The sequence below is a fragment of the Streptomyces sp. NPDC058646 genome (genome assembly GCF_042716875.1).
GTDB lineage: Bacteria > Actinomycetota > Actinomycetes > Streptomycetales > Streptomycetaceae > Streptomyces.
Genome location: NZ_JBHXRK010000004.1, coordinates 213,806 through 232,673, shown reverse-complemented (window position 1 = coordinate 232,673; position 18,868 = coordinate 213,806). Strand labels below are relative to the sequence as shown.

General features: G+C 74.3%; 19 protein-coding genes. 12 read left to right on the top strand and 7 right to left on the bottom strand.

Annotation, left to right across the window (positions count from 1 at the left end; all coding sequences use genetic code 11):
- Positions 1–29: 29 nt before the first annotated feature.
- The 11 genes from hisI to lgt all read left to right on the top strand — a co-directional run bounded on the left by hisI (position 30) and on the right by lgt (position 9,258).
- On the top strand, positions 30–398 hold the full coding sequence (gene hisI, locus ACFWUZ_RS07650) for a phosphoribosyl-AMP cyclohydrolase (RefSeq protein ID WP_384368665.1): 369 nt from the start codon (positions 30–32) through the stop codon (positions 396–398).
- 16 nt (positions 399–414) lie between these two features.
- A complete protein-coding gene (locus ACFWUZ_RS07645) occupies positions 415–1,905 on the top strand; it encodes an anthranilate synthase component I (protein WP_384368662.1) in 1,491 nt (496 codons plus the stop codon).
- A 14-nt stretch (positions 1,906–1,919) separates the two neighbouring features.
- A complete protein-coding gene (locus ACFWUZ_RS07640; RefSeq protein WP_384368659.1) occupies positions 1,920–2,588 on the top strand; it encodes a TIGR02234 family membrane protein in 669 nt (222 codons plus the stop codon).
- A gap of 101 nt (positions 2,589–2,689) precedes the next feature.
- Positions 2,690–2,941 (top strand): HGxxPAAW family protein, encoded by a 252-nt coding sequence (locus tag ACFWUZ_RS07635; RefSeq protein ID WP_384368656.1) that lies wholly within the window; start codon positions 2,690–2,692, stop codon positions 2,939–2,941.
- Between the two features lie 86 nt (positions 2,942–3,027).
- The gene (locus ACFWUZ_RS07630; protein WP_384368653.1) at positions 3,028–3,546 is read left to right on the top strand and encodes a DUF2752 domain-containing protein; all 519 of its coding nucleotides are present in this window, start codon (positions 3,028–3,030) and stop codon (positions 3,544–3,546) included.
- Between the two features lie 172 nt (positions 3,547–3,718).
- The gene (trpC, locus tag ACFWUZ_RS07625; RefSeq protein WP_384368650.1) at positions 3,719–4,528 is read left to right on the top strand and encodes an indole-3-glycerol phosphate synthase TrpC; all 810 of its coding nucleotides are present in this window, start codon (positions 3,719–3,721) and stop codon (positions 4,526–4,528) included.
- Between the two features lie 8 nt (positions 4,529–4,536).
- Positions 4,537–4,746, top strand: coding sequence for a tryptophan biosynthesis modulator TrpM (gene trpM, locus ACFWUZ_RS07620; protein ID WP_384368647.1), 210 nt, complete (start codon positions 4,537–4,539; stop codon positions 4,744–4,746).
- Positions 4,747–4,933: 187 nt separating this feature from the next.
- A complete protein-coding gene (gene trpB / locus ACFWUZ_RS07615; protein WP_384368644.1) occupies positions 4,934–6,178 on the top strand; it encodes a tryptophan synthase subunit beta in 1,245 nt (414 codons plus the stop codon).
- The gene (gene trpA, locus ACFWUZ_RS07610; protein ID WP_384368641.1) at positions 6,175–7,017 is read left to right on the top strand and encodes a tryptophan synthase subunit alpha; all 843 of its coding nucleotides are present in this window, start codon (positions 6,175–6,177) and stop codon (positions 7,015–7,017) included. The genes trpB and trpA overlap by 4 nt, the downstream gene beginning before the upstream one ends.
- 95 nt (positions 7,018–7,112) lie before the next feature.
- The gene (locus ACFWUZ_RS07605; RefSeq protein ID WP_384368638.1) at positions 7,113–8,132 is read left to right on the top strand and encodes a DsbA family protein; all 1,020 of its coding nucleotides are present in this window, start codon (positions 7,113–7,115) and stop codon (positions 8,130–8,132) included.
- An 88-nt stretch (positions 8,133–8,220) separates the two neighbouring features.
- A complete protein-coding gene (gene lgt / locus ACFWUZ_RS07600; protein WP_384368878.1) occupies positions 8,221–9,258 on the top strand; it encodes a prolipoprotein diacylglyceryl transferase in 1,038 nt (345 codons plus the stop codon).
- 148 nt (positions 9,259–9,406) lie between these two features.
- Here the strand turns inward: lgt and ACFWUZ_RS07595 are convergent, their stop codons facing one another.
- The 7 genes from ACFWUZ_RS07595 to ACFWUZ_RS07565 all read right to left on the bottom strand — a co-directional run bounded on the left by ACFWUZ_RS07595 (position 9,407) and on the right by ACFWUZ_RS07565 (position 17,637).
- On the bottom strand, positions 9,407–10,222 hold the full coding sequence (locus ACFWUZ_RS07595) for an HpcH/HpaI aldolase/citrate lyase family protein (protein ID WP_384368635.1): 816 nt from the start codon (positions 10,220–10,222) through the stop codon (positions 9,407–9,409).
- Positions 10,219–11,418, bottom strand: a complete 1,200-nt coding sequence (locus ACFWUZ_RS07590; RefSeq protein WP_384368632.1) for a CaiB/BaiF CoA transferase family protein — start codon at positions 11,416–11,418, stop codon at positions 10,219–10,221. The genes ACFWUZ_RS07595 and ACFWUZ_RS07590 overlap by 4 nt, the downstream gene beginning before the upstream one ends.
- Positions 11,418–12,353 (bottom strand): ribokinase, encoded by a 936-nt coding sequence (gene rbsK / locus ACFWUZ_RS07585; protein ID WP_384368630.1) that lies wholly within the window; start codon positions 12,351–12,353, stop codon positions 11,418–11,420. The genes ACFWUZ_RS07590 and rbsK overlap by 1 nt, the downstream gene beginning before the upstream one ends.
- The gene (locus tag ACFWUZ_RS07580; RefSeq protein WP_384368627.1) at positions 12,350–13,819 is read right to left on the bottom strand and encodes an ADP-ribosylglycohydrolase family protein; all 1,470 of its coding nucleotides are present in this window, start codon (positions 13,817–13,819) and stop codon (positions 12,350–12,352) included. The genes rbsK and ACFWUZ_RS07580 overlap by 4 nt, the downstream gene beginning before the upstream one ends.
- Entirely contained in the window at positions 13,816–14,961 is a 1,146-nt protein-coding gene (locus ACFWUZ_RS07575; RefSeq protein ID WP_384368624.1) for an ADP-ribosylglycohydrolase family protein, read from the bottom strand. Before ACFWUZ_RS07575 ends, ACFWUZ_RS07580 begins: the two co-directional genes overlap by 4 nt.
- A gap of 7 nt (positions 14,962–14,968) precedes the next feature.
- Positions 14,969–16,126, bottom strand: coding sequence for an ADP-ribosylglycohydrolase family protein (locus tag ACFWUZ_RS07570; RefSeq protein ID WP_384368875.1), 1,158 nt, complete (start codon positions 16,124–16,126; stop codon positions 14,969–14,971).
- 524 nt (positions 16,127–16,650) lie between these two features.
- Entirely contained in the window at positions 16,651–17,637 is a 987-nt protein-coding gene (locus tag ACFWUZ_RS07565; protein ID WP_384368621.1) for an ADP-ribosylglycohydrolase family protein, read from the bottom strand.
- Between the two features lie 247 nt (positions 17,638–17,884).
- Between ACFWUZ_RS07565 and ACFWUZ_RS07560 the strand changes: the two genes are divergently transcribed.
- The gene (locus ACFWUZ_RS07560; RefSeq protein WP_384368618.1) at positions 17,885–18,616 is read left to right on the top strand and encodes a VIT1/CCC1 transporter family protein; all 732 of its coding nucleotides are present in this window, start codon (positions 17,885–17,887) and stop codon (positions 18,614–18,616) included.
- Positions 18,617–18,868: the final 252 nt, after the last annotated feature.

The window sequence follows — 18,868 nt, the reverse complement described above, 5'->3', positions numbered from 1 at the left end:
CCGGCATCGCGGCCCGGCACAATGGCCGCATGAGTACGTCCCCCCGCCCCGGCAGCCTCGATCCCGCCGTCGCCGCGCGCCTCAAGCGCTCCGCCGACGGCCTGGTACCGGCCATCGCCCAGCAGTACGACACCGGTGAGGTGCTCATGCTCGGCTGGATGGACGACGAGGCCCTGCACCGCACCCTGACCACCGGACGCTGCACGTACTGGTCGCGCAGCCGCCAGGAGTACTGGGTGAAGGGGGACACTTCCGGCCACTTCCAGCACGTGAAGTCCGTCGCCCTCGACTGCGACGCCGACACCGTGCTCGTCAAGGTCGACCAGGTCGGCGCCGCCTGCCACACCGGTGCCCGCACCTGCTTCGACGCCGATGTCCTCTTCCGCGACGCCGACTGAGTAGGGTCCCACGCACATGGATCTCGATACGTTCCGCAAGCTCGCGGTCGACCGCCGGGTCGTCCCCGTGAGCCGCAAGCTGCTGGCCGACGGGGACACCCCCGTGGGGCTCTACCGCAAGCTCGCCGGGGAGCGCCCCGGCACCTTCCTGCTGGAGTCCGCCGAGAACGGCCGCTCCTGGTCCCGCTACTCCTTCATCGGCGTGCGCAGCGACTCCACCCTGACCGCCCGGGACGGGCAGGCGCACTGGATCGGCACGCCGCCCGTCGGCGTCCCCACCGGCGGCGACCCGCTGGAGGCCCTGCGCGCCACCGTCGAGGCCCTGCACACCCCCCGCGACCTCGCGGCGGGCATGCCGCCGTTCACCGGCGGCATGGTCGGCTACCTGGGCTACGACATCGTGCGGCGGCTGGAACGCATCGGCGACCGGACCACCGACGACCTCGAGCTGCCCGAGCTGACCATGCTCCTCACCTCGGACCTGGCGGTGCTGGACCACTGGGACGGCACGGTCCAGCTGATCGCGAACGCGATCAACCACAACGACCTGGACACCGGGGTCGACGAGGCGTACGCGGACGCCCTCGCCCGGCTCGACGCGATGGAGGCCGACCTCGCCCGGCCCGCCCCCTACGTGCCGGCCCCGCTGCCCGCCTCCGAACTGCCGCAGTTCTCGGCGCTGTGGGGCGGCGAGAAGTACCAGGCCGCGGTCGAGGACATCAAGGAGCGGATCCGGGCCGGCGAGGCCTTCCAGGTGGTGCCCTCGCAGCGGTTCGAGACCCCCTGCCAGGCGTCCGCGCTGGACGTCTACCGGGTGCTGCGGGCCACGAACCCGTCCCCGTACATGTACCTCTTCCGCTTCGAGAACGGCTTCGACGTCGTCGGCTCCAGCCCGGAGGCCCTGGTCAAGGTGGAGGACGGGCGGGCCATGGTCCACCCGATCGCCGGGACCCGGCACCGCGGCGCCACCCCGCAGGAGGACCACGACCTCGCCGAGGAGCTGCTGGCCGACCCCAAGGAGCGCGCCGAGCACCTGATGCTCGTCGACCTGGGCCGCAACGACCTCGGCCGGGTGTGCGAGCCGGGCTCCGTGGAGGTCGTCGACTTCATGAGCATCGAGCGGTACTCGCACGTCATGCACATCGTCTCGACCGTCACCGGCCGGGTCGCCGAGGGGAAGACCGCCTTCGACGTGCTGACCGCCTGTTTCCCGGCGGGCACCCTCTCGGGGGCGCCGAAGCCGCGGGCCATGCAGATCATCGAGGAGCTGGAGCCCTCCCGCCGCGGCCTGTACGGCGGCTGCGTGGGGTACCTGGACTTCGCCGGGGACTCCGACACGGCCATCGCCATCCGCACCGCGCTGCTGCGCGACGGTACGGCGTACGTGCAGGCCGGAGCGGGGGTCGTCGCGGACTCGGTGCCCGAGCTGGAGGACAACGAGTGCCGCAACAAGGCGGCCGCCGTGCTGCGCGCGGTGGGAGCGGCCAACCGCCTCCACAGCTCCTGAGGGCGTAGGGGATAGTGGGGTACGTGAGCGCCGTACCCCCGCCCCGACCCGATGCCGCCTCCGACCCCGGGGGCCCGCAGGGTCCTGCCGGTCCCGACAGCCGCAGCAGCCGCCGCAGCGTGGCTGCCGCGCTGCTGCTCGGAGCGCTCGGCGCGACCGTCGTCCTGCTCGCCTCCGGCCGGGTCTGGGCCCGGGGCACCGCCGCCGTCGGGGGCGGTGCCCTGCCGCTGACCGCGGACGGGCGGGCCGTCACCGGCCTCCCGGCGGCGCTGGCCATCGTGGGCCTCGCCGCGCTGGTGGCCGTGTTCGCCGTCCGCGGCAAGGGCCGGCTGCTGGTCTCCGGGCTCCTCGCCCTGAGCGGGCTGGGCGCGGCCCTGGGCGCCGTCTTCGCCGCCGACGACCGGCAGGCCCTGGACGCGGAGGCGGCCCGTACGACCGCGGACACCGCCGCGCAGGTTGCGGGACTGACCCACACGGCGTGGCCGTACGTGACGGCTGCCGGAGGGGCCCTGATCCTGGCGGCCGGACTGCTCGCCCTGTTCTTCGGGCGGGGCTGGCCCGCGATGGGGGGCCGCTACGAGCGTGACGGAAGCCCCCGGAAGCCCGCGGCCGCGGCGGTGGATCCGGAACGTCCGGAAGATCTGTGGAAGGCTCTGGACCGCGGCGAGGATCCGACCCGCTGACCCCGTGCGCCGACCGGACCCCCGTGGACGGCGACCACGCCCGGTGCGGGACAATGTGCACCAGCGTTCGACACACAAGACAGAGCAACAAGGAGCAACTCATGGCGGGCACATCACACGGACACACCCCGGCCGCCTGGACCGGTGTCATCATCGCCTTCATCGGTTTCTGCATCTCAGGTGCCTTCATGGTGCTGGCGAACCAGCTCGGGTTCTGGCTCGGTCTCGGTGTCGTCGTGCTCGGTGGTGTCGTCGGCATGGCGATGAAGGCCGCCGGCATGGGTGCGCCCAAGGCCACCTACACGGACCTCGCCGAGGTCATCGCCGCGTCCAAGGCTCCCGCCAAGGTCTGAGCGCCCGGCCGAGGCGGATCCGGAGCAGCCGGAAGGCGCGGCCCCGTCGGGCTGCGCCTTTTGTCATGAGCGGAGACAATCAGCGGGTGGACGCCTCTCGCACCCCCGACGCCGTGCCGCCCCCCGGAACCGCGCCGGCCGGCGGGGTGCCCGCCCCCGGAGCGCCCGTCCCGGGTGGTTCCGTACGGGGCGGGGCCGGGGCCCGGGGCCGGGTCCGGCGGGCGGCCGCGCCGGTGCTCGTCCTGGCGGGGGCCGTCTCCGCCTTCGCGTACGTGGGCGCGGTGGACCCCAACGAGCCCGGTCACTACCCGGTCTGCCCGCTCTTCCGGCTGACCGGAGTCCTGTGCCCCGGCTGCGGCGGGCTGCGCAGCGCGCACGCGTTCGCCCACGGCGATCTGATCACAGCTTTCGGGGCAAATGCCCTGGCCGTCCTCGGCTATTTCGCCTTCGCGGGGTTCATGGCCCTGTGGCTGTTCCGGGCGGCCCGCGGGGGGTCCGTGCCGACGATCTCCCTGAAGCCCCCGTACTGGTGGGGGATCGGCGTCGCGGCCCTCGTTTTCGCCGTGATCCGAAATCTTTCTTTCGGCTCCGCGCTCGCGCCCTGAGCCCTGTCAGCAGGCCATATGAAGCCCTGATTCCGGATGTCCAGTTACTGGGACGCCGTCAACCGCGTGCGGAGAGCAAGGCCTCCTGCGGATACCATTTGATTGCTGACCTTGCAGTTGTACGTGTCTGCAAGGCGGCCGACCGTCATCGACCCGGAAGGGGGCCGCTCGCGTGAGTGTGCTCGACGAGATCATCGAAGGGGTCCGCGAAGACCTTGCCGAACGGCAGGCCCGCGTGAGCCTCGACGAGCTCAAGGAGCGTGCCGCCAAGGCGCCCCAGGCCAAGGACGGCGTCGCTGCCCTGCGCGGCGACAGCGTCAAGGTGATCTGCGAGGTCAAGCGCTCCAGCCCGTCGAAGGGCGCGCTGGCAGCCATCGCGGATCCGGCCGGGCTCGCCGCCGACTACGAGGCGGGCGGTGCGTCGGTCATCTCCGTCCTCACCGAGCAGCGTCGTTTCGGCGGCTCGCTGGCCGACCTGGAGGCCGTCCGCGCCCGCGTGGACATCCCGATCCTGCGCAAGGACTTCATCGTCACCGCGTACCAGCTGTGGGAGGCCCGCGCCTACGGCGCCGACCTCGCGCTGCTGATCGTGGCGGCCCTGGAGCAGGAAGCCCTCGTCTCCCTCATCGAGCGGGCCGAGTCCATCGGCCTGACCCCGCTCGTCGAGGTCCACGACGAGGAGGAGGTCGAGCGCGCGGTCGCCGCCGGTGCCAAGATCATCGGCGTCAACGCCCGCAACCTCAAGGACCTGAAGGTCGACCGCTCCACCTTCGAGCGTGTCGTACCGGAGATCCCGGCCCACATCGTCAAGGTCGCCGAATCCGGCATCCGCGGGCCGCACGACCTCATCGCCTACGCCAACGAGGGCGCCGACGCCGTCCTCGTCGGGGAGTCCCTGGTCACCGGCCGTGACCCGAAGTCGGCCGTGGCCGACCTCGTCGCCGCCGGCGCCCACCCCGCCCTGCGCCACGGGCGGAGCTGACCCGTCCCATGGCCCACGACCGCTCCTCCGTCCGCACCCGACCGGGCTCCCGCCCGGCCGGCGTGCCGACGGCGCACGCGCCCCTGGCGCGCGGCTGCCGCCCCCGCGGCTGCCGCGCCCCGGCCCGGCGCGTGCACGGGCGGCGGGTCCGGTACGTGATCGGCTCCGAGCCCGGTCAGGTCAACGGCATGCGATGGCGCCGCGCAGACGCGCCGTAACGAGGAACGCCGCGCGGCACCTGCCGCGGGCTGCTCCCGTACGGCCCGCCGCCCGGGCCGCCGGCTCCGGGCACGGGCCGCCCCGTACCGTACGCACGCATGCCCCAGCGGGGTGTGCGCATCACGGGCGGGCGGCGCAATACGGTGAAAACCACCGCCGCACCACGCATCCGTAGGAGTACTGGGCATGTCCAGCGAGTTCTTCATCCCGGACCCGGAGGGTCACGTCCCGAACGCCGAGGGCTACTTCGGCGACTTCGGCGGCAAGTTCATCCCGGAGGCGCTCGTCGCCGCCGTGGACGAGGTCGCCGTCGAGTACGACAAGGCCAAGGACGACCCGGCCTTCGCCGCCGAGCTGAACGACCTGATGGTCAACTACACCGGCCGGCCGAGCGCCCTCACCGAGGTGCCCCGGTTCGCCGAGCACGCCGGCGGGGCCCGGATCTTCCTCAAGCGCGAGGACCTGAACCACACCGGCTCGCACAAGATCAACAACGTGCTGGGCCAGGCACTGCTCACCCGGCGCATGGGCAAGACCCGGGTCATCGCCGAGACCGGCGCGGGCCAGCACGGCGTCGCCACCGCCACCGCCTGCGCGCTCTTCGGCCTCGACTGCACCATCTACATGGGTGAGATCGACACCCAGCGCCAGGCCCTGAACGTGGCCCGCATGCGCATGCTGGGCGCCGAGGTCATCGCCGTGACCTCCGGTTCCCGGACCCTCAAGGACGCCATCAACGAGGCGTTCCGCGACTGGGTCGCCAATGTGGACCGCACCCACTACCTCTTCGGTACGGTCGCGGGCCCCCACCCCTTCCCGGCCATGGTCCGCGACTTCCACCGGGTCATCGGAGTCGAGGCCCGCCGGCAGATCCTGGAGCGCACCGGCCGGCTGCCCGACGCCGTGGCGGCCTGCGTCGGCGGCGGCTCCAACGCCATCGGCCTCTTCCACGCCTTCATCCCCGACGCGGACGTCCGCCTGGTCGGCTTCGAGCCCGCCGGGCACGGCGTCGAGACCGGTGAGCACGCGGCCACGCTGACCGCGGGCGAGCCCGGGATCCTGCACGGCTCCCGCTCGTACGTCCTCCAGGACGAGGAGGGCCAGATCACCGAGCCCTACTCGATCTCGGCCGGTCTGGACTACCCGGGCATCGGCCCCGAGCACTCCTACCTGAAGGACTCCGGCCGCGGCGAGTACCGCGCGGTGACCGACGACGCCGCGATGCAGGCCCTGCGCCTGCTCTCCCGTACCGAGGGGATCATCCCGGCCATCGAGTCGGCCCACGCCCTCGCCGGCGCCCTCGACCTCGGCAAGGAGCTGGGCACGGACGGGCTCATCGTGGTCAACCTGTCCGGTCGCGGCGACAAGGACATGGACACGGCGGCCCGCTACTTCGGGCTCTACGACGGAACCGAAGGGGAGAGCAAGTGAGCACCGCCGGCGAGAAGACCGGGCGCATCCAGCTGCTGAAGGACACCCTCGCGAAGGCGAAGTCGGAGGACCGCGCGGCCCTCGTCGCCTACCTCCCGGCCGGCTTCCCGACCGTGGACGGGGCCATCGAGGCCGTCAAGGCCGTCGTCGAGGGCGGCGCGGACGTGGTCGAGGTCGGCCTGCCGCACAGCGACCCGGTCCTGGACGGCGCGATCATCCAGACCGCCGACGACATCGCCCTGCGCGGCGGGGTCAAGATCGCCGATGTGCTGCGCACGGTGCGCGAGGCCCACGCGGCGACCGGCGCCCCGGTCCTGGTGATGACCTACTGGAACCCCATCGACCGCTACGGCGTGGAGCGGTTCGCCTCCGAGCTGGCCGAGGCGGGCGGCGCCGGCTGCATCCTGCCCGACCTGCCGGTCCAGGAATCCGCGCTGTGGCGCGAGCACGCGGAGAAGCACGGTCTGGCGACCGTCTTCGTCGTCGCCCCCAGCAGCAAGGACGAGCGCCTGGCCACCATCACGGCGGCCGGTTCCGGCTTCGTCTACGCCGCCTCCCTCATGGGTGTCACCGGCACCCGCGAGTCGGTCGGCAACCAGGCCCAGGACCTGGTGGAGCGCACCCGCGCCACCCCCGGCGCCCGCGACGGGCTGCCCGTCTGCGTCGGCCTGGGCGTGTCCAACGCCGTACAGGCCAAGGAAGTGGCGGCGTTCGCCGACGGTGTGATCGTCGGCTCGGCCTTCGTGAAGCTGCTGCTGGACGCGCCGGACCTGCCCGCCGGGCTGGCCGCCGTGCGCGCACTGGCGGGCGAGCTTGCGGAAGGCGTACGCAGGAGCTGACGTACAGCGGTCCGCCGGGCGGGTTCTGTAGCCCGATCGGGTGGAAGTGGGAGCGGGGAGGCACGCGAGTGCCTCCCCGCTTCGTTTGGCCGAACGTGAGCGAGAAGAACGACGGTGCGAACCGCGATGCGACGAAACGATCGGCCCGGGAGCGACTCCAGCTGGAGCGCGAGCGGCAGAAGACCCGGGACAAGCGACGGCGGACCCTCGTCGTGTCGGCGGCGGTGGTCGGCGTGCTCGGCCTCGCCGCCGTCGTCGGCCTGATCGCGGCCAATGCCGGCAAGAGCGGGGACTCCGCCAAGGGACCGGTGATCGCCCCCTCCGGGGCCACGGGCAAGGACGCGCTCGCCATCCGGACGGGCAAGGAAGAGGCCAAGTCCACGCTGACCGTATGGGAGGACTTCCGCTGCCCGGCCTGCAAGTCCTTCGAGGACAACTACCGGGACACCATCCACGAGCTGGAGGCCAAGGGGCTCCTCAAGACGGATTACCACCTGGTCACGCTCATCGACGGGAACATGGGCGGCAGCGGCTCCCTCAAGGGGGCGAACGCGGCGGCCTGCGCGCAGGACGCGGGCAAGTTCACCGCGTACCACGACGTGCTCTTCCAGAACCAGCCGCCGGAGGTCGACGACGCCTACGGCAAGAACGCCAAGCTGCTGGAACTGGCGGGCAAGGTGGAGGGGCTGGACACCCCGGCCTTCCGCAAGTGCGTCGAGGACGGCACGCACAACAGCTGGGTGGCCGCATCGCAGGAGGCCTTCCGGACCGGAAAGTTCCGGGGCACCCCGACGATCCTCCTGGACGGCAAGGACATCTTCGCCGACCAGTCCGACCCGCTCACCCCGCAGAAGCTGAAGGAGCGGGTGGAGGCCGCGGCCAAGGGCTCCGGCGGCGGCAGCGCCAAGGACGCGGGTGGCGGCGCCGTGTCCTCGAAGGGCGCGGGCAAGGCCTCGCCGTCCGCGAGCACGGGCTCCCGCTCCGGCACGGTGTCCGGATCCGGGACAGGGGCCACGGCAGGGGCAGGGGCGAAGGCTTCGCCGTCGTCCGACTCCTCGGGCAGCGGGTCGAAGCCGGCCCCGAAGGCCGGTTCCGGCGGTTCCCCGGAGAACTGAGCGACACCCGTGCCGGGTGAGGATTTGGTTTCGGCTTGCCGGGCGGGTTGCGGTCAGCACCGCCCGGCAGGGTAGCGTCATGTCTGCCATGGACATTGCTTACATCCCCAGCCCGTCGACCGGCGTGATCCATCTCGGACCGGTCCCGCTGCGCGGCTACGCGTTCTGCATCATTCTCGGCGTCTTCGTCGCCGTCTGGCTCGGCAACAAGCGGTGGATCGCACGCGGCGGAAAGCCGGGCACGGTCGCGGACATCGCTGTGTGGGCGGTGCCGTTCGGCCTGGTCGGAGGCCGCCTCTACCATGTGATCACCGACTACCAGCTCTATTTCGGCGAGGGCCGCAACTGGGTCGACGCCTTCAAGATCTGGGAGGGCGGGCTCGGCATCTGGGGCGCGATCGCGGTGGGCGCGGTGGGCGCCTGGATCGGCTGCCGGCTGCGCGGCATCCCGCTGCCGGCCTGGGCGGACGCCCTGGCCCCCGGCATCGCGCTGGCGCAGGCCTGCGGCCGCTGGGGCAACTGGTTCAACCAGGAGCTGTACGGCCGGGCGACCGACCTGCCCTGGGCGGTGGAGATCAGCGAGGGCCCGAACCGGGTCGCGGGCACCTACCACCCGACGTTCCTGTACGAGTCGCTGTGGTGCGTCGGGGTCGCGGTCCTGGTGATCTGGGCCGACCGCCGCTTCAAGCTCGGCCACGGGCGGGCCTTCGCCCTGTACGTGGCCGCGTACTGCGCCGGCCGGGTCTGGATCGAGTACATGCGGGTCGACGAGGCGCACGTCATCCTGGGCCTGCGGCTGAACGTGTGGACCGCGATCGTGGTCTTCGTGCTGGCCGTGGTCTACCTGGTGGTCTCGGCGAAGCTGCGGCCGGGCCGCGAGGAGGTCGTCGAACCGGACGCCCCCGGCAGCAAGGCCGGAGCCGTCCCGGACGCCGGCGCCGCGAAGGCCGATGCGGGGTCCGAGGCCGGGGACGAAGCCGCGCCCGCGGACCGCCCGGCGGAGCGGAAGGACGCCGTACCCGCAGAGGCGGCGGCCTCCGAAGGCGCCGTGAAGACGGCGACGGAGACCAAGGCCGACCTGCGCAAGGCGGAGCCGGCCGAGGCCCCGGAGACCGACAAGCCCTGACCGCAGACCGGTTCGCAAGGGGGTGTCGCGCACGCGCGGCACCCCCTTGCGCATGCCGCCCTCCGGCCGCTCGACGGCGCCATGGCCGTGGACACCGCCGGCAGGCGGATGCAGGTACCCCTCGGCGGCACGTGGCCGTGGTCCGCGCTCAACGCGTGGCCCCCCTGCGCGACAGCGCCAGGGTGCGGTGCGCGGCGGCGACCACGGCAGGGTCGACGAAACGCCCGTCGGGCAGTGCCAGCGCCCCCGGGGTCGCGCGGGCCGCGGCCAGGACCTCCTCGGCCGCGGTGACCTCCGCCGGAGCGGGCAGGTAGGCCTGTTCGATCACCGGCAGCTGGCGGGGGTGGATCGCCGCCCGGCCCAGGAATCCGAGGGAACGGCCCCGGGAGCAGGAGGCGGCCAGCGCCTCCAGGTCCCGGATGTCGGGGAACACCGACTGGGCCGGCGGCAGGAGCCCGGCGGCCCGGGCCGCGACCACCACGCGGGAGCGGCACCAGTCCAGGCCCGTCTCCGCGCTGACGGTCAGGTCGGCCCGCAGGTCCGCCTCGCCGAGCGAGAGCCCCCGCAGTGCGGGGTGCGCGCGGGCGATCTCGAACGCGCGCTCCACGCCCAGCGCGGACTCCAGCAGGGCGTGGAGGGGGACCCCGCCGGTGCGCTCGGCGACGGCCGCGACCTGCTCCGGGGCGCTGATCTTGGGCAGGCGGAGTCCGGCCAGGCCGCGCCGGCCCGCCAGGGCGGTGAGGTCGACGCCGCCCCAGGGCGAGTCCAGGGCGTTCACCCGGACGTGGACGGGCACGGGGGGACGCTCGGCCAGCAGCTCGGCCGTCGCGTCGCGGGCGTACTCCTTGCGGGAGGCCGGCACGGCGTCCTCCAGGTCCACGATCACGGCGTCGGCCCCGCAGCCGAGGGCCTTGGCCACCACCGCCGGGCGGTCGCCCGGCGCGTACAGCCAGGTCAGGATCACAGGGCCCCCTCGGTGCGGAGTGCGGCGATCTCGGCCGGGGTCAGCCCCAGCTCGGCCAGGACCTCGTCGGTGTCCGCACCGTGCGGGCGGCCCGCCCAGCGGATCGCGCCCGGGGTCTCGGAGAGCCGGAAGAGGACGTTCTGCATCCGGATCGGGCCGAGTTCCGGGTCCTCCACCTCGGTGACCGTGTCCAGCGCGGCGAACTGCGGATCCTCCATCACGTCCCGGACGTCGTAGACCCGGGCCACGGCCGCCTCGGCCTCCTCGAAGGCCGCGACCACCTCGTCCGCCTTGTGCCGGGCGATCCAGCCGCCGACGGCCTCGTCCAGGACGTGCCCGTGGGCGGCCCGCTCCGCGCCGGACGCGAACCACGGCTCGTCGATCAGCTCGGGCCGCCCCACCAGCCGTACGACCCGCTCGGCGACGGACTGCGCCGAGGCCGAGACCGCCAGCCACCGCCCGTCCGCGCTGCGGTAGGTGTTGCGGGGGGCGTTGTTCGCGGAGCGGTTGCCGGTGCGCGCCTGGACGTAACCGAGCTGGTCGTACCAGAGCGGATGGGGCCCCAGCACGGTGAGGATCGGCTCGATGATGGCCAGGTCCACGACCTGCCCGTGTCCCGTGCGGTCCCGGCCGGCGAGGGCCGTCATCACCGCGTACGCGGTGGTCAGCGCGGCGATGGAGTCCGCCAGCCCGAACGGCGGAAGGGTCGGCGGCCCCTCCGGCTCCCCGGTGATCGCGGCGAATCCGCTCATCGCCTCGGCGAGGGTGCCGAAGCCGGGGCGGTGCGCGTACGGGCCCTGCTGGCCGAAGGCCGTGACCCGGGCCAGGACCATCCGCGGATTGGCGGCGGACAGCTCCGGCCAGCCCAGCCCCCACTTCTCCAGCGTCCCGGGGCGGAAGTTCTCCACGACCACGTCGGCGGTGGCGGCGAGGCGCAACAGGGTGTCCCGGCCACCGGGGGTGGACAGGTCGAGGGTCATCGTCCGCTTGTTCCGGCCGAGCAGCTTCCACCACAGGCCGATGCCGTCCTTCGCGGGACCGTGCCCGCGCGAGGGGTCGGGCCTGCCCGGGTGCTCCACCTTCACCACCTCGGCGCCGAAGTCGCCGAGCAGGGTGGCGGCCAGCGGCCCGGCGAACAGGGTGGCCAGATCCAGGACGCGCAGCCCCCGCAGCGGCCCGGCGGGAGCCCCGGCCATCAGCGGACGCCCTGTCCGGCCGCGAAGGCGACGACCTCGGCGCGGGTCGGCATCGAGTCCTGCGCCCCGGGCCGCTGGACCGACAGCGCCGCGGCACACGAGGCCCACGCGAGGGCGCTGTCCATCGGGCGGCCCTCCCCGAGCGCGACGGCAAGGGCTCCGACGAAGGTGTCCCCGGCGGCGGTGGTGTCCACGGCCCGGACCCGCGGGGCCGGCACGGTCAGCGGCTCCCGCCCCCGGGCCGCGTACAGGGATCCGGCCGAGCCCAGGGTGACCACCACCTCCGGCACCTGCTCCAGGAGCGCCTCGGCGGCGCGGTGCGGATCGGTGAGCCCCGTCAGGGCGGCCGCCTCGTGCTCGTTGGGGACCAGCAGGTCGGTGACGGCCAGCAGCTCGGCGAGCAGCGTCCCCCGGCTACCGCCGGGAGGTGCCCCCGGGGCGGGGGCCGGGGTGAGGACCGTACGGATCCCGCCGTGGGCGCGGGCCGCCAGGGCGCCGGCGAGGACGGCGTCCAGCGGGAGCTCCAGCTGCAGCAGCAGGCAGTCCGCGGCGACGATCCGGCTCTCGTCCCCCGCCTCCAGGCCGGTGACCTGGGCGTTCGCCCCCGGGATGACGATGATGCTGTTGGCGCCCTCGTCGTCCACGGTGATGTGCGCGGTGCCGCTGGCACCCTCGACGGTGCGCAGGGCCGCCGTGTCGACCCCGGAGGCCGTGAGCGCGGAGCGCAGCCGCACGCCGAAGTCGTCGGCCCCGACCGCCCCGATCATCACCACCTCCCCGCCGCTGCGGGCGGCTGCGACGGCCTGGTTGGCGCCCTTGCCGCCGGGGACCGTGCGGAACGCGCGGCCGGTGACGGTCTCCCCGAGGCGGGGGGCCTTGGGGACGTAGGCGACGAGGTCCATGTTCGTACTGCCGAGCACGGCGATGGCCGTCATGAGCGGGCTGCCTCCTGTGCGGTGAGGTGGGCGAGGGTGTCGAAGCCGATGCCGTCGAAACCGGCGACGCTGCTGGAGAGCCGGTTCTTCAGCGGTGCGGTCCAGCGGTGCGGGAGGTTCCCGGGCGCCCCGGCCAGGATCCCGGCGAGGGCTCCGGCGGTCGCCCCGTTGGAATCGGTGTCCCAGCCGCCGGACACGGCGCGGCAGATCGAGTGGGTGAAGTCGCCGTCGGCATGGGTCAGAGCGGCGGCGATCAGCGCGGTGTTGGGCACGGCGTGCACCCAGTGGTAGTGGCCGTAGCGGGCGTGCAGGGCGTCGACGACGGTATCGAAGCGGGCCTCCCCGCGGGCCGCCCCGATCCCGAACCGGATCGCTTCGGCGAGGCGCGAGCGGGGCGGTACGACGGCCAGCCCGGCCCGGAGCGCACCGTGGACGTCGGACCGGCCGGTGGCCGCCGCCGCCGTGGCGGCGGCGACGAACAGGGCGGCGTACACGCCGTTCCCGGTGTGGGTCAGGCAGGCGTCCCGGTAGGCGCGGGCCGCGGCGGCGGCCGGGTCGCCGGGGTGGGTCCAGCCGTGGACGTCGGCGCGGATGAGGGCGCCGATCCACTCGCGGAAGGGGTTGTGCAGGGTGGCGGTGGCGGGCGGCTCCAGCCCGAGGAGGAGGTTGCGGTACGCGACGCGCTCGGCGGTGAAGGTCCGCCCGGCCGGCAGCTCGTCGAGCCAGAGCCGGGCGACGTCGGCGGTGGTGAACCCCTTGCCGTGCCGCTGGAGCAGGAGCAGGCCGAGGAGGGGGTAGTTGAGGTCGTCGTCCTCGGGCATCCCGTCGATGTTCTCGGCGAGGGAGGTGGGCGCCGAGCGGCGGTTCCACGGGTGCGCGGCCAGCAGCTCCGGCGGGACGCCGCGGGCGCTGAACCAGTCGTCCAGCGGCCAGTTCCCGGCGGCGCGGGCCAGGGCCCGGATCCCCTCCAGCGGCAGCTTCTCGACGGGCTTGCCGAGGAGGCAGCCGGCGGCCCGGCCCAGCCAGGCGGCCTCCAGCCGGGCCGTCAGGTCCGCGGCCGGCGGCTGCGCCCCGCCGCCGTACCCCGCGGTGCGGGGCCGCGCCGCGCCGGGCACGACGGGCTCCCGCCCCGGGCGGTCCCCGTCCGGGAGGCCGCCGCCGGATCCCGGCCAGGTGGCCCGGACCGCCTCCCAGGACCCCGGCTCGGCGGCGGCCAGCGGGGACGGCACGGCAGCCAGCTCGTCCAGCAGACGGCAGGCCAGCGCGCGCAGCTCCGGGTCCGCCGGGCCGGGCGAGGCCCCGGCCCGTTCGGGCGCGAGGGGCCCGCCCGCGGTGACCCAGGCCCGCAGGGCGGGCCCCGGATCGCGCCCGTCCTCGGCGGCCTGCCGCAGCTCGTGCCCGAGCAGGTCCTCGGGCTGCACCCAGGTCGTCCGCAGGAGCACCTCACCACCGTCGGGTGGGGTCACCGGAGGGTCGAGATCGCGGTGAAGGCCGATGCATGGGCGTCGCGGCGGGCCAGGTCGAGCGCGAAGACCTCCCGGGCCACCGCGGCCAGCGCCGCGGCGGGGGCGTGCAGGTCGAGGCGGCTGGCCTCGGCCACCTGCTTCGCCCAGGCCGCCGGGACCGCGTCCTCGCCCCGCAGCGCTCCGGCGATCGCCCCGGCCATGGTGGCGATGGAGTCGCAGTCCCGGCCGTAGTTGACCGCGCCGAGCACGGAGGTCTCGTACGCCCCGTCCGCGACCAGCAGCATCCCGAGCGCGATCGGGAGCTCCTCGACGGAGTGCAGGCGTGAGGGGCGCCGCGCACCGAGCGAGGGGGCGCGGTAGTCGGGGCCGACCGAGTCGTACGGGGCCACCGCCGCCCGCAGCGGAGCCAGGGCCGACTCGAACTCCCGGTGCTCTGCCGCCACTTGGGCGACGGCGGCGATGGCCGCCCGGGTGCCGTCCTTGGCCAGGGACAGGGCCGTGTCCACCACCGAGGCGGCCGTCGCCCCGGGCAGGCACGCGGCCGCCACCGCCGCCGCGAACACGCCCGCCGCCTCCCGCCCGTACGAGGACTGGTGCGCGCCGGCCACGTCCAGAGCCTCCGCGTACGCGCCCGCCGGATTGCCCGCGTTGACGATGCCCACGGGCGCCATGTACATGGCCGCACCGCAGTTGACGATGTTGCCGCTGCCCGCCTCGCGCGGGTCGACGTGCGCGTAGTGCAGCCGGGTCACGATCCACTTCTCGGCGAGGAAGATCCGCTGGAGCGGCAGGGCCTCGGCCTCCAGCTCCGGGATCCAGCGCGGGTTGGTCATCAGGTCCGGGACCAGGTGGTCGGCGACCGCGTACGCGTCCAGGTGGTCCCGTACGGCCTCGTAGACCCGCACCAGCGCGTGGGTCATCAGGGTGTCGTCGGTGACGTGGCCGTCGCCCTTGTGGTACGGGGCGATCGGGCGGGCCGTGCGCCAGTCCTCGTGCCACGGGCCGACGATGCCGTGCACGCGGCCGCCGTGCCGTTCCACGATCTGGTCCGGGGTCCAGCCCTCCACCGGGCCGCCGAGCGCGTCGCCGACGGCTGCTCCGACGAGGGCACCTGCTGCCCGGTCCTCCAACGTGAGCGTCATGTCCGAATCATCCCTTGGGTGAGGTGAGTTCCGTGCGCGTCAGCAGCGCGGCGAGTTCCACGAGGTCGGTGCCGGCGAGGCGGGGGAGGGCGCAGCCGGAGAGGGTGCGGCAGGCCTCGCGCCAGGCGGCGGGGACCGAGTCGCCGCCGCCGAGGGCGCCGGTGAGTGCGCCGGCGAGGGCGGGGGCCGAGTCGGCGACACGGGAGAGGCAGGCCGCGGCCGGCACGGCCTCGGTCATCCTGCCCCGGGCGGCGGTCGCGAGGGCGAGGGCCACGGGGACGGTCTCGGCGGCGGCGATCCCGTAGCTGTAGACGTGGTCGACGATCTCGTGTTCCAGGGTGGGGACGATGGCGAACGCACCGGCCTCCCCCCTCGTACGGGCGAGTGCGACGGCATGGCGGGCGTTGCGGCCGATCTCGGTGGTCCCGGGGAGCTGGCCGAGGGCGGCGTCGACCGCGGCGTCGACGTCCGCGCCGCCGAGGGCGGTCGCGATGGCGGCGGCCATGGCGCGGGCGCCGTGGACGCCGTCGCCGTCCTGGGTGTAGCGGGCGTCGAACTCGGCGAGGTCGGCTGCCGCGCGGGCGTCGCCGGGGTGGACGACGGCGAGGACGCAGGCGCGGACGCAGGCGGCGTCGTCGAAGAAGTGCGGGTTGTCGTGGCCGGTGGCGGGCGGGCGCAGCCCGGCGGCGAGGTTGCCGAGGCCGGCGCGGACGGAGATCCGGGCCCGGAGGGGGAGGACGGCGGACTCGACCTCGGGCGCGCGTTCCGCGGCCGCGGCGACCTCGGAGGCGAGGGCGTTCCAGGCCAGGTCGATGGCGGCCCGCATGCGGCGGGACCGGGAGAGGTCGCTGAGCAGCACGCCGGCGGCCGTGAGCACGGATTCGGCGACGAACGCGGCCCACTCGGCGTCGTCGCTCGGGCCGAGGCGCAGCGGTTCGGGCGGCTGGTTCAGGGCGATGGGGACGGGGAGGGTGGTGGTGGCGTTCTGCTCGGCGAAGGTGTCGAGCTCCCGGGTGAGGCGGCGGGTCCACTCGGGCATCCTGCTGGCCCGGTGCCGGGCGGCGGGCCACCCGGCCGCGTCACCCGAGGCGAGCCCGAGGAGCAGCCCCTCGATCCGCCGGACCCCTGCGGGGGGCCCGGCGGGGTACGGCCCGACCCGCACCAGGGCGGCGGTACGCAGGCCCGCCGGCGGCTCGGCGGCGGGGGACGTGCGCAGGCCTGCCGGGGGTGCGGCGGCGGGTGCCAGGGCGGTGCGGGCCCCAGCCGGGGGGTCGGCGGCGGGTGCGCCGACCGGGGGCAGGGCCGTACGGGCTCCCGCCGGGGGCTCCGCGCGGCGGGCCGGGGCCGTGCCGGGCAGGACGGCCGGGGGGAGGGCCGTGCGGGCTTGCGCCGACGGCCCGGCGGAGACGGCCGGGGGCAGGGTGGCCGCCGGGGGCTCCGCGGGGTGGGGCGGGCAAAAACCTGCGTCCGGCGGGGCCGGGGGCACCTCCACGGAGGGCTCCCTGGCCGGCACCAGGAAGGTGCGGGCCGCGCACGGGGCCTCGTCGGCCCGGACCACGGTGAGGGCCGTGGAGGCCGGGGTCCCGGGGACGGGGGAGTCCGTCAGGGGGACCGGGCCGGGGGGCTCCGGTGCCAGGCTCGGCGCGGGGGCGGCGGGGGCGGCGGGGGCGGCGGAGTCGGGGGGCGGGGTCACCGGGGGGCCTCGTATTCCGGGGTGAGGAGGTCCGCGATGTCCAGGACGTGGTAGCCCCGCATCGAGGGGAGGCAGCTGCCGCGGACCGGGCCGATGGCCGAGGCCCACGCGTCCGGGATCGCGGCGGCGCCCGACATCGCGCCGGACAGGGCGCCCGCGACGGCCGCGGTGGTGTCCGCGTCCCGGCCCATGTTGACGGCCGTCAGGACCGAGCCGGAGAACTCCCCGCGGCACGCGGCGAAGGCCCCGAAGGCCAGCCCCACCGCCTCCGGGGCCAGGTCCGTCCACGGGTAGCCGCCGATGACGACCGCCGAGCGGACCGCCCGTTCGCCGCGCGGGGCGGCGGTGACCGCCCGCCGCAGCGAGCGGGCGGTCCAGGAGTCGGACGGGATGACGGACAGGGCCGCCGAGACCACCGAGGCGGGGGAGCCGCCCGCCATCGCCGCGGCGACCCCCGCCGCCACCGCCTGGCCGCCGTAGATGCCCTCCCCGTCGTGGCTGACCGAACCGTCGATCGCCACCAGCCGGGCCGCCTCCGCCGGACGGCCCGCCGCGAACACTCCGAAGGGCGCCGCCCGCATGGCGAGACCGTCCGACCACGCGTGCCGGTGCTGCGCCGAGATGGGGGCGGCCAGGCCCCGCCGGAGATTCTCCAGGGTGCCGCGTTCGGAGAAGCCGGCCCCGCGGAACGGTCCCTCGTCCAGGTCCGCGATCCAGTGGTGCCACGCCCGCTCCACGTGCGAGACCGTCAGCGCCGAGCCGTGGCGGGCCAGCAGCAACCCCGAGAAGATCGCGTACTCGGTGTCGTCCGTACCCGCCGGGTCCTCCGACACGAAGCCTTCGATGCGGCCCCACTTCGCCCGGATCTCCGACGGCTTCATGTTCTCCGCGGGGGCGCCCAGCGCGTCACCCACCGCGAGGCCCAGAAGAGCGCCCCTGGCCCGTTCGAGGAGGACCTGCGGATTGCATGCAATCAGCTCCATGGCGCGCCTCTCCACTTGATGGGACTCATCTTGAGCCCTTGGGGGATTTGTGCCATGGCATGTGGTTTGTCGCTCGCCGCGAAACACCCCGCACACACCCCCGTCACCCGGTCGCCGACCCGTAAAACCGCAGGTAAGTACGGCCTTCCTTGCTGGCGGGGCCAAGAATTCGTGCGTAGTTTCGAGGTGTTCAGGGGGAGCGGAACGTGTCGCGCCGCTCGTTCGCGCAAAAGGGGAGATTTGCCACATGTCGATCATTGATGTCCAGGCGCCGCTGCACACGGCGCACCGTGACAACCACACCCACCGCGACGTCAACGGCGGGTGGCTGCGGCCCGCGGTCTTCGGCGCGATGGACGGGCTCGTCTCCAACCTGGCCCTGATGACCGGCGTGGCCGGCGGCGCCGTCGCCCCGCACACCGTCGTGATCACCGGATTGGCGGGCCTCGCGGCGGGCGCCTTCTCGATGGCGGCCGGCGAGTACACCTCGGTCGCCTCGCAGCGCGAGCTGGTGCTCGCCGAGCTGGACATCGAGCGTCAGCAGCTGCGCAAGCACCCCGTCGACGAGATGGAGGAGCTGGCCGAGCTGTACGTCTCGCGCGGCGTGGAGCCCGCGCTCGCCCGTGAGGTCGCCATGCAGCTGTCCCGCGATCCGGAGCAGGCGCTGGAGATACACGCCCGCGAGGAGCTGGGCATCGACCCGGACGACCTGCCGTCGCCGCTCGTCGCCGCGGTCTCCTCCTTCGGCTCGTTCGCCCTGGGCGCGCTGCTGCCCGTCCTGCCGTACCTGCTCGGCGCGACGTCGCTGTGGCCGGCCGTGCTGCTCGCGCTGGCCGGTCTCTTTGCCTGCGGCGCGGTCGTCGCCCGGGTCACCGCCCGGTCCTGGTGGTACAGCGGCCTGCGGCAGCTGGCCCTGGGTGGCGCGGCCGCGGGTGTGACGTACATCCTGGGAACCTGGATCGGCGGAGCCATAGGCTGACCGCGCAGGGAATGAGACACTATGCAGAGCGCAACATAAGTAGTCCGTTACCCGGCGGTTTCGATCGCGTGCCTGCCGGGCATCACACCAGGGCTCCGGGCAACGATGCCCGCCCTGCACCGGGACCCTCGCCCCGTGGACATCCGTCCTGGACCTTCGGATGCCAGCGAAGGTCCCCTCTTTTCTGCCTCGTGCAGTGTCCGCATGCTGGAATGGCGTATCCGCTTCTCGGGATTGTCGTCATCATGTAAT

What these genes read in the sequence shown, in the direction of transcription:
- rbsK (WP_384368630.1), bottom strand. Translation starts at nt 12,353, where the DNA reads ATGACGGCCATCGCCGTGCTCGGCAGTACGAACATGGACCTCGTCGCC.
- trpB (WP_384368644.1), top strand. Translation starts at nt 4,934, where the DNA reads ATGTCCAGCGAGTTCTTCATCCCGGACCCGGAGGGTCACGTCCCGAAC.
- hisI (WP_384368665.1), top strand. Translation starts at nt 30, where the DNA reads ATGAGTACGTCCCCCCGCCCCGGCAGCCTCGATCCCGCCGTCGCCGCG.
- trpM (WP_384368647.1), top strand. Translation starts at nt 4,537, where the DNA reads ATGGCCCACGACCGCTCCTCCGTCCGCACCCGACCGGGCTCCCGCCCG.
- ACFWUZ_RS07635 (WP_384368656.1), top strand. Translation starts at nt 2,690, where the DNA reads ATGGCGGGCACATCACACGGACACACCCCGGCCGCCTGGACCGGTGTC.
- lgt (WP_384368878.1), top strand. Translation starts at nt 8,221, where the DNA reads ATGGACATTGCTTACATCCCCAGCCCGTCGACCGGCGTGATCCATCTC.
- ACFWUZ_RS07575 (WP_384368624.1), bottom strand. Translation starts at nt 14,961, where the DNA reads ATGACGCTCACGTTGGAGGACCGGGCAGCAGGTGCCCTCGTCGGAGCA.
- ACFWUZ_RS07645 (WP_384368662.1), top strand. Translation starts at nt 415, where the DNA reads ATGGATCTCGATACGTTCCGCAAGCTCGCGGTCGACCGCCGGGTCGTC.
- ACFWUZ_RS07590 (WP_384368632.1), bottom strand. Translation starts at nt 11,418, where the DNA reads ATGGCCGGGGCTCCCGCCGGGCCGCTGCGGGGGCTGCGCGTCCTGGAT.
- ACFWUZ_RS07560 (WP_384368618.1), top strand. Translation starts at nt 17,885, where the DNA reads ATGTCGATCATTGATGTCCAGGCGCCGCTGCACACGGCGCACCGTGAC.
- ACFWUZ_RS07565 (WP_384368621.1), bottom strand. Translation starts at nt 17,637, where the DNA reads ATGGAGCTGATTGCATGCAATCCGCAGGTCCTCCTCGAACGGGCCAGG.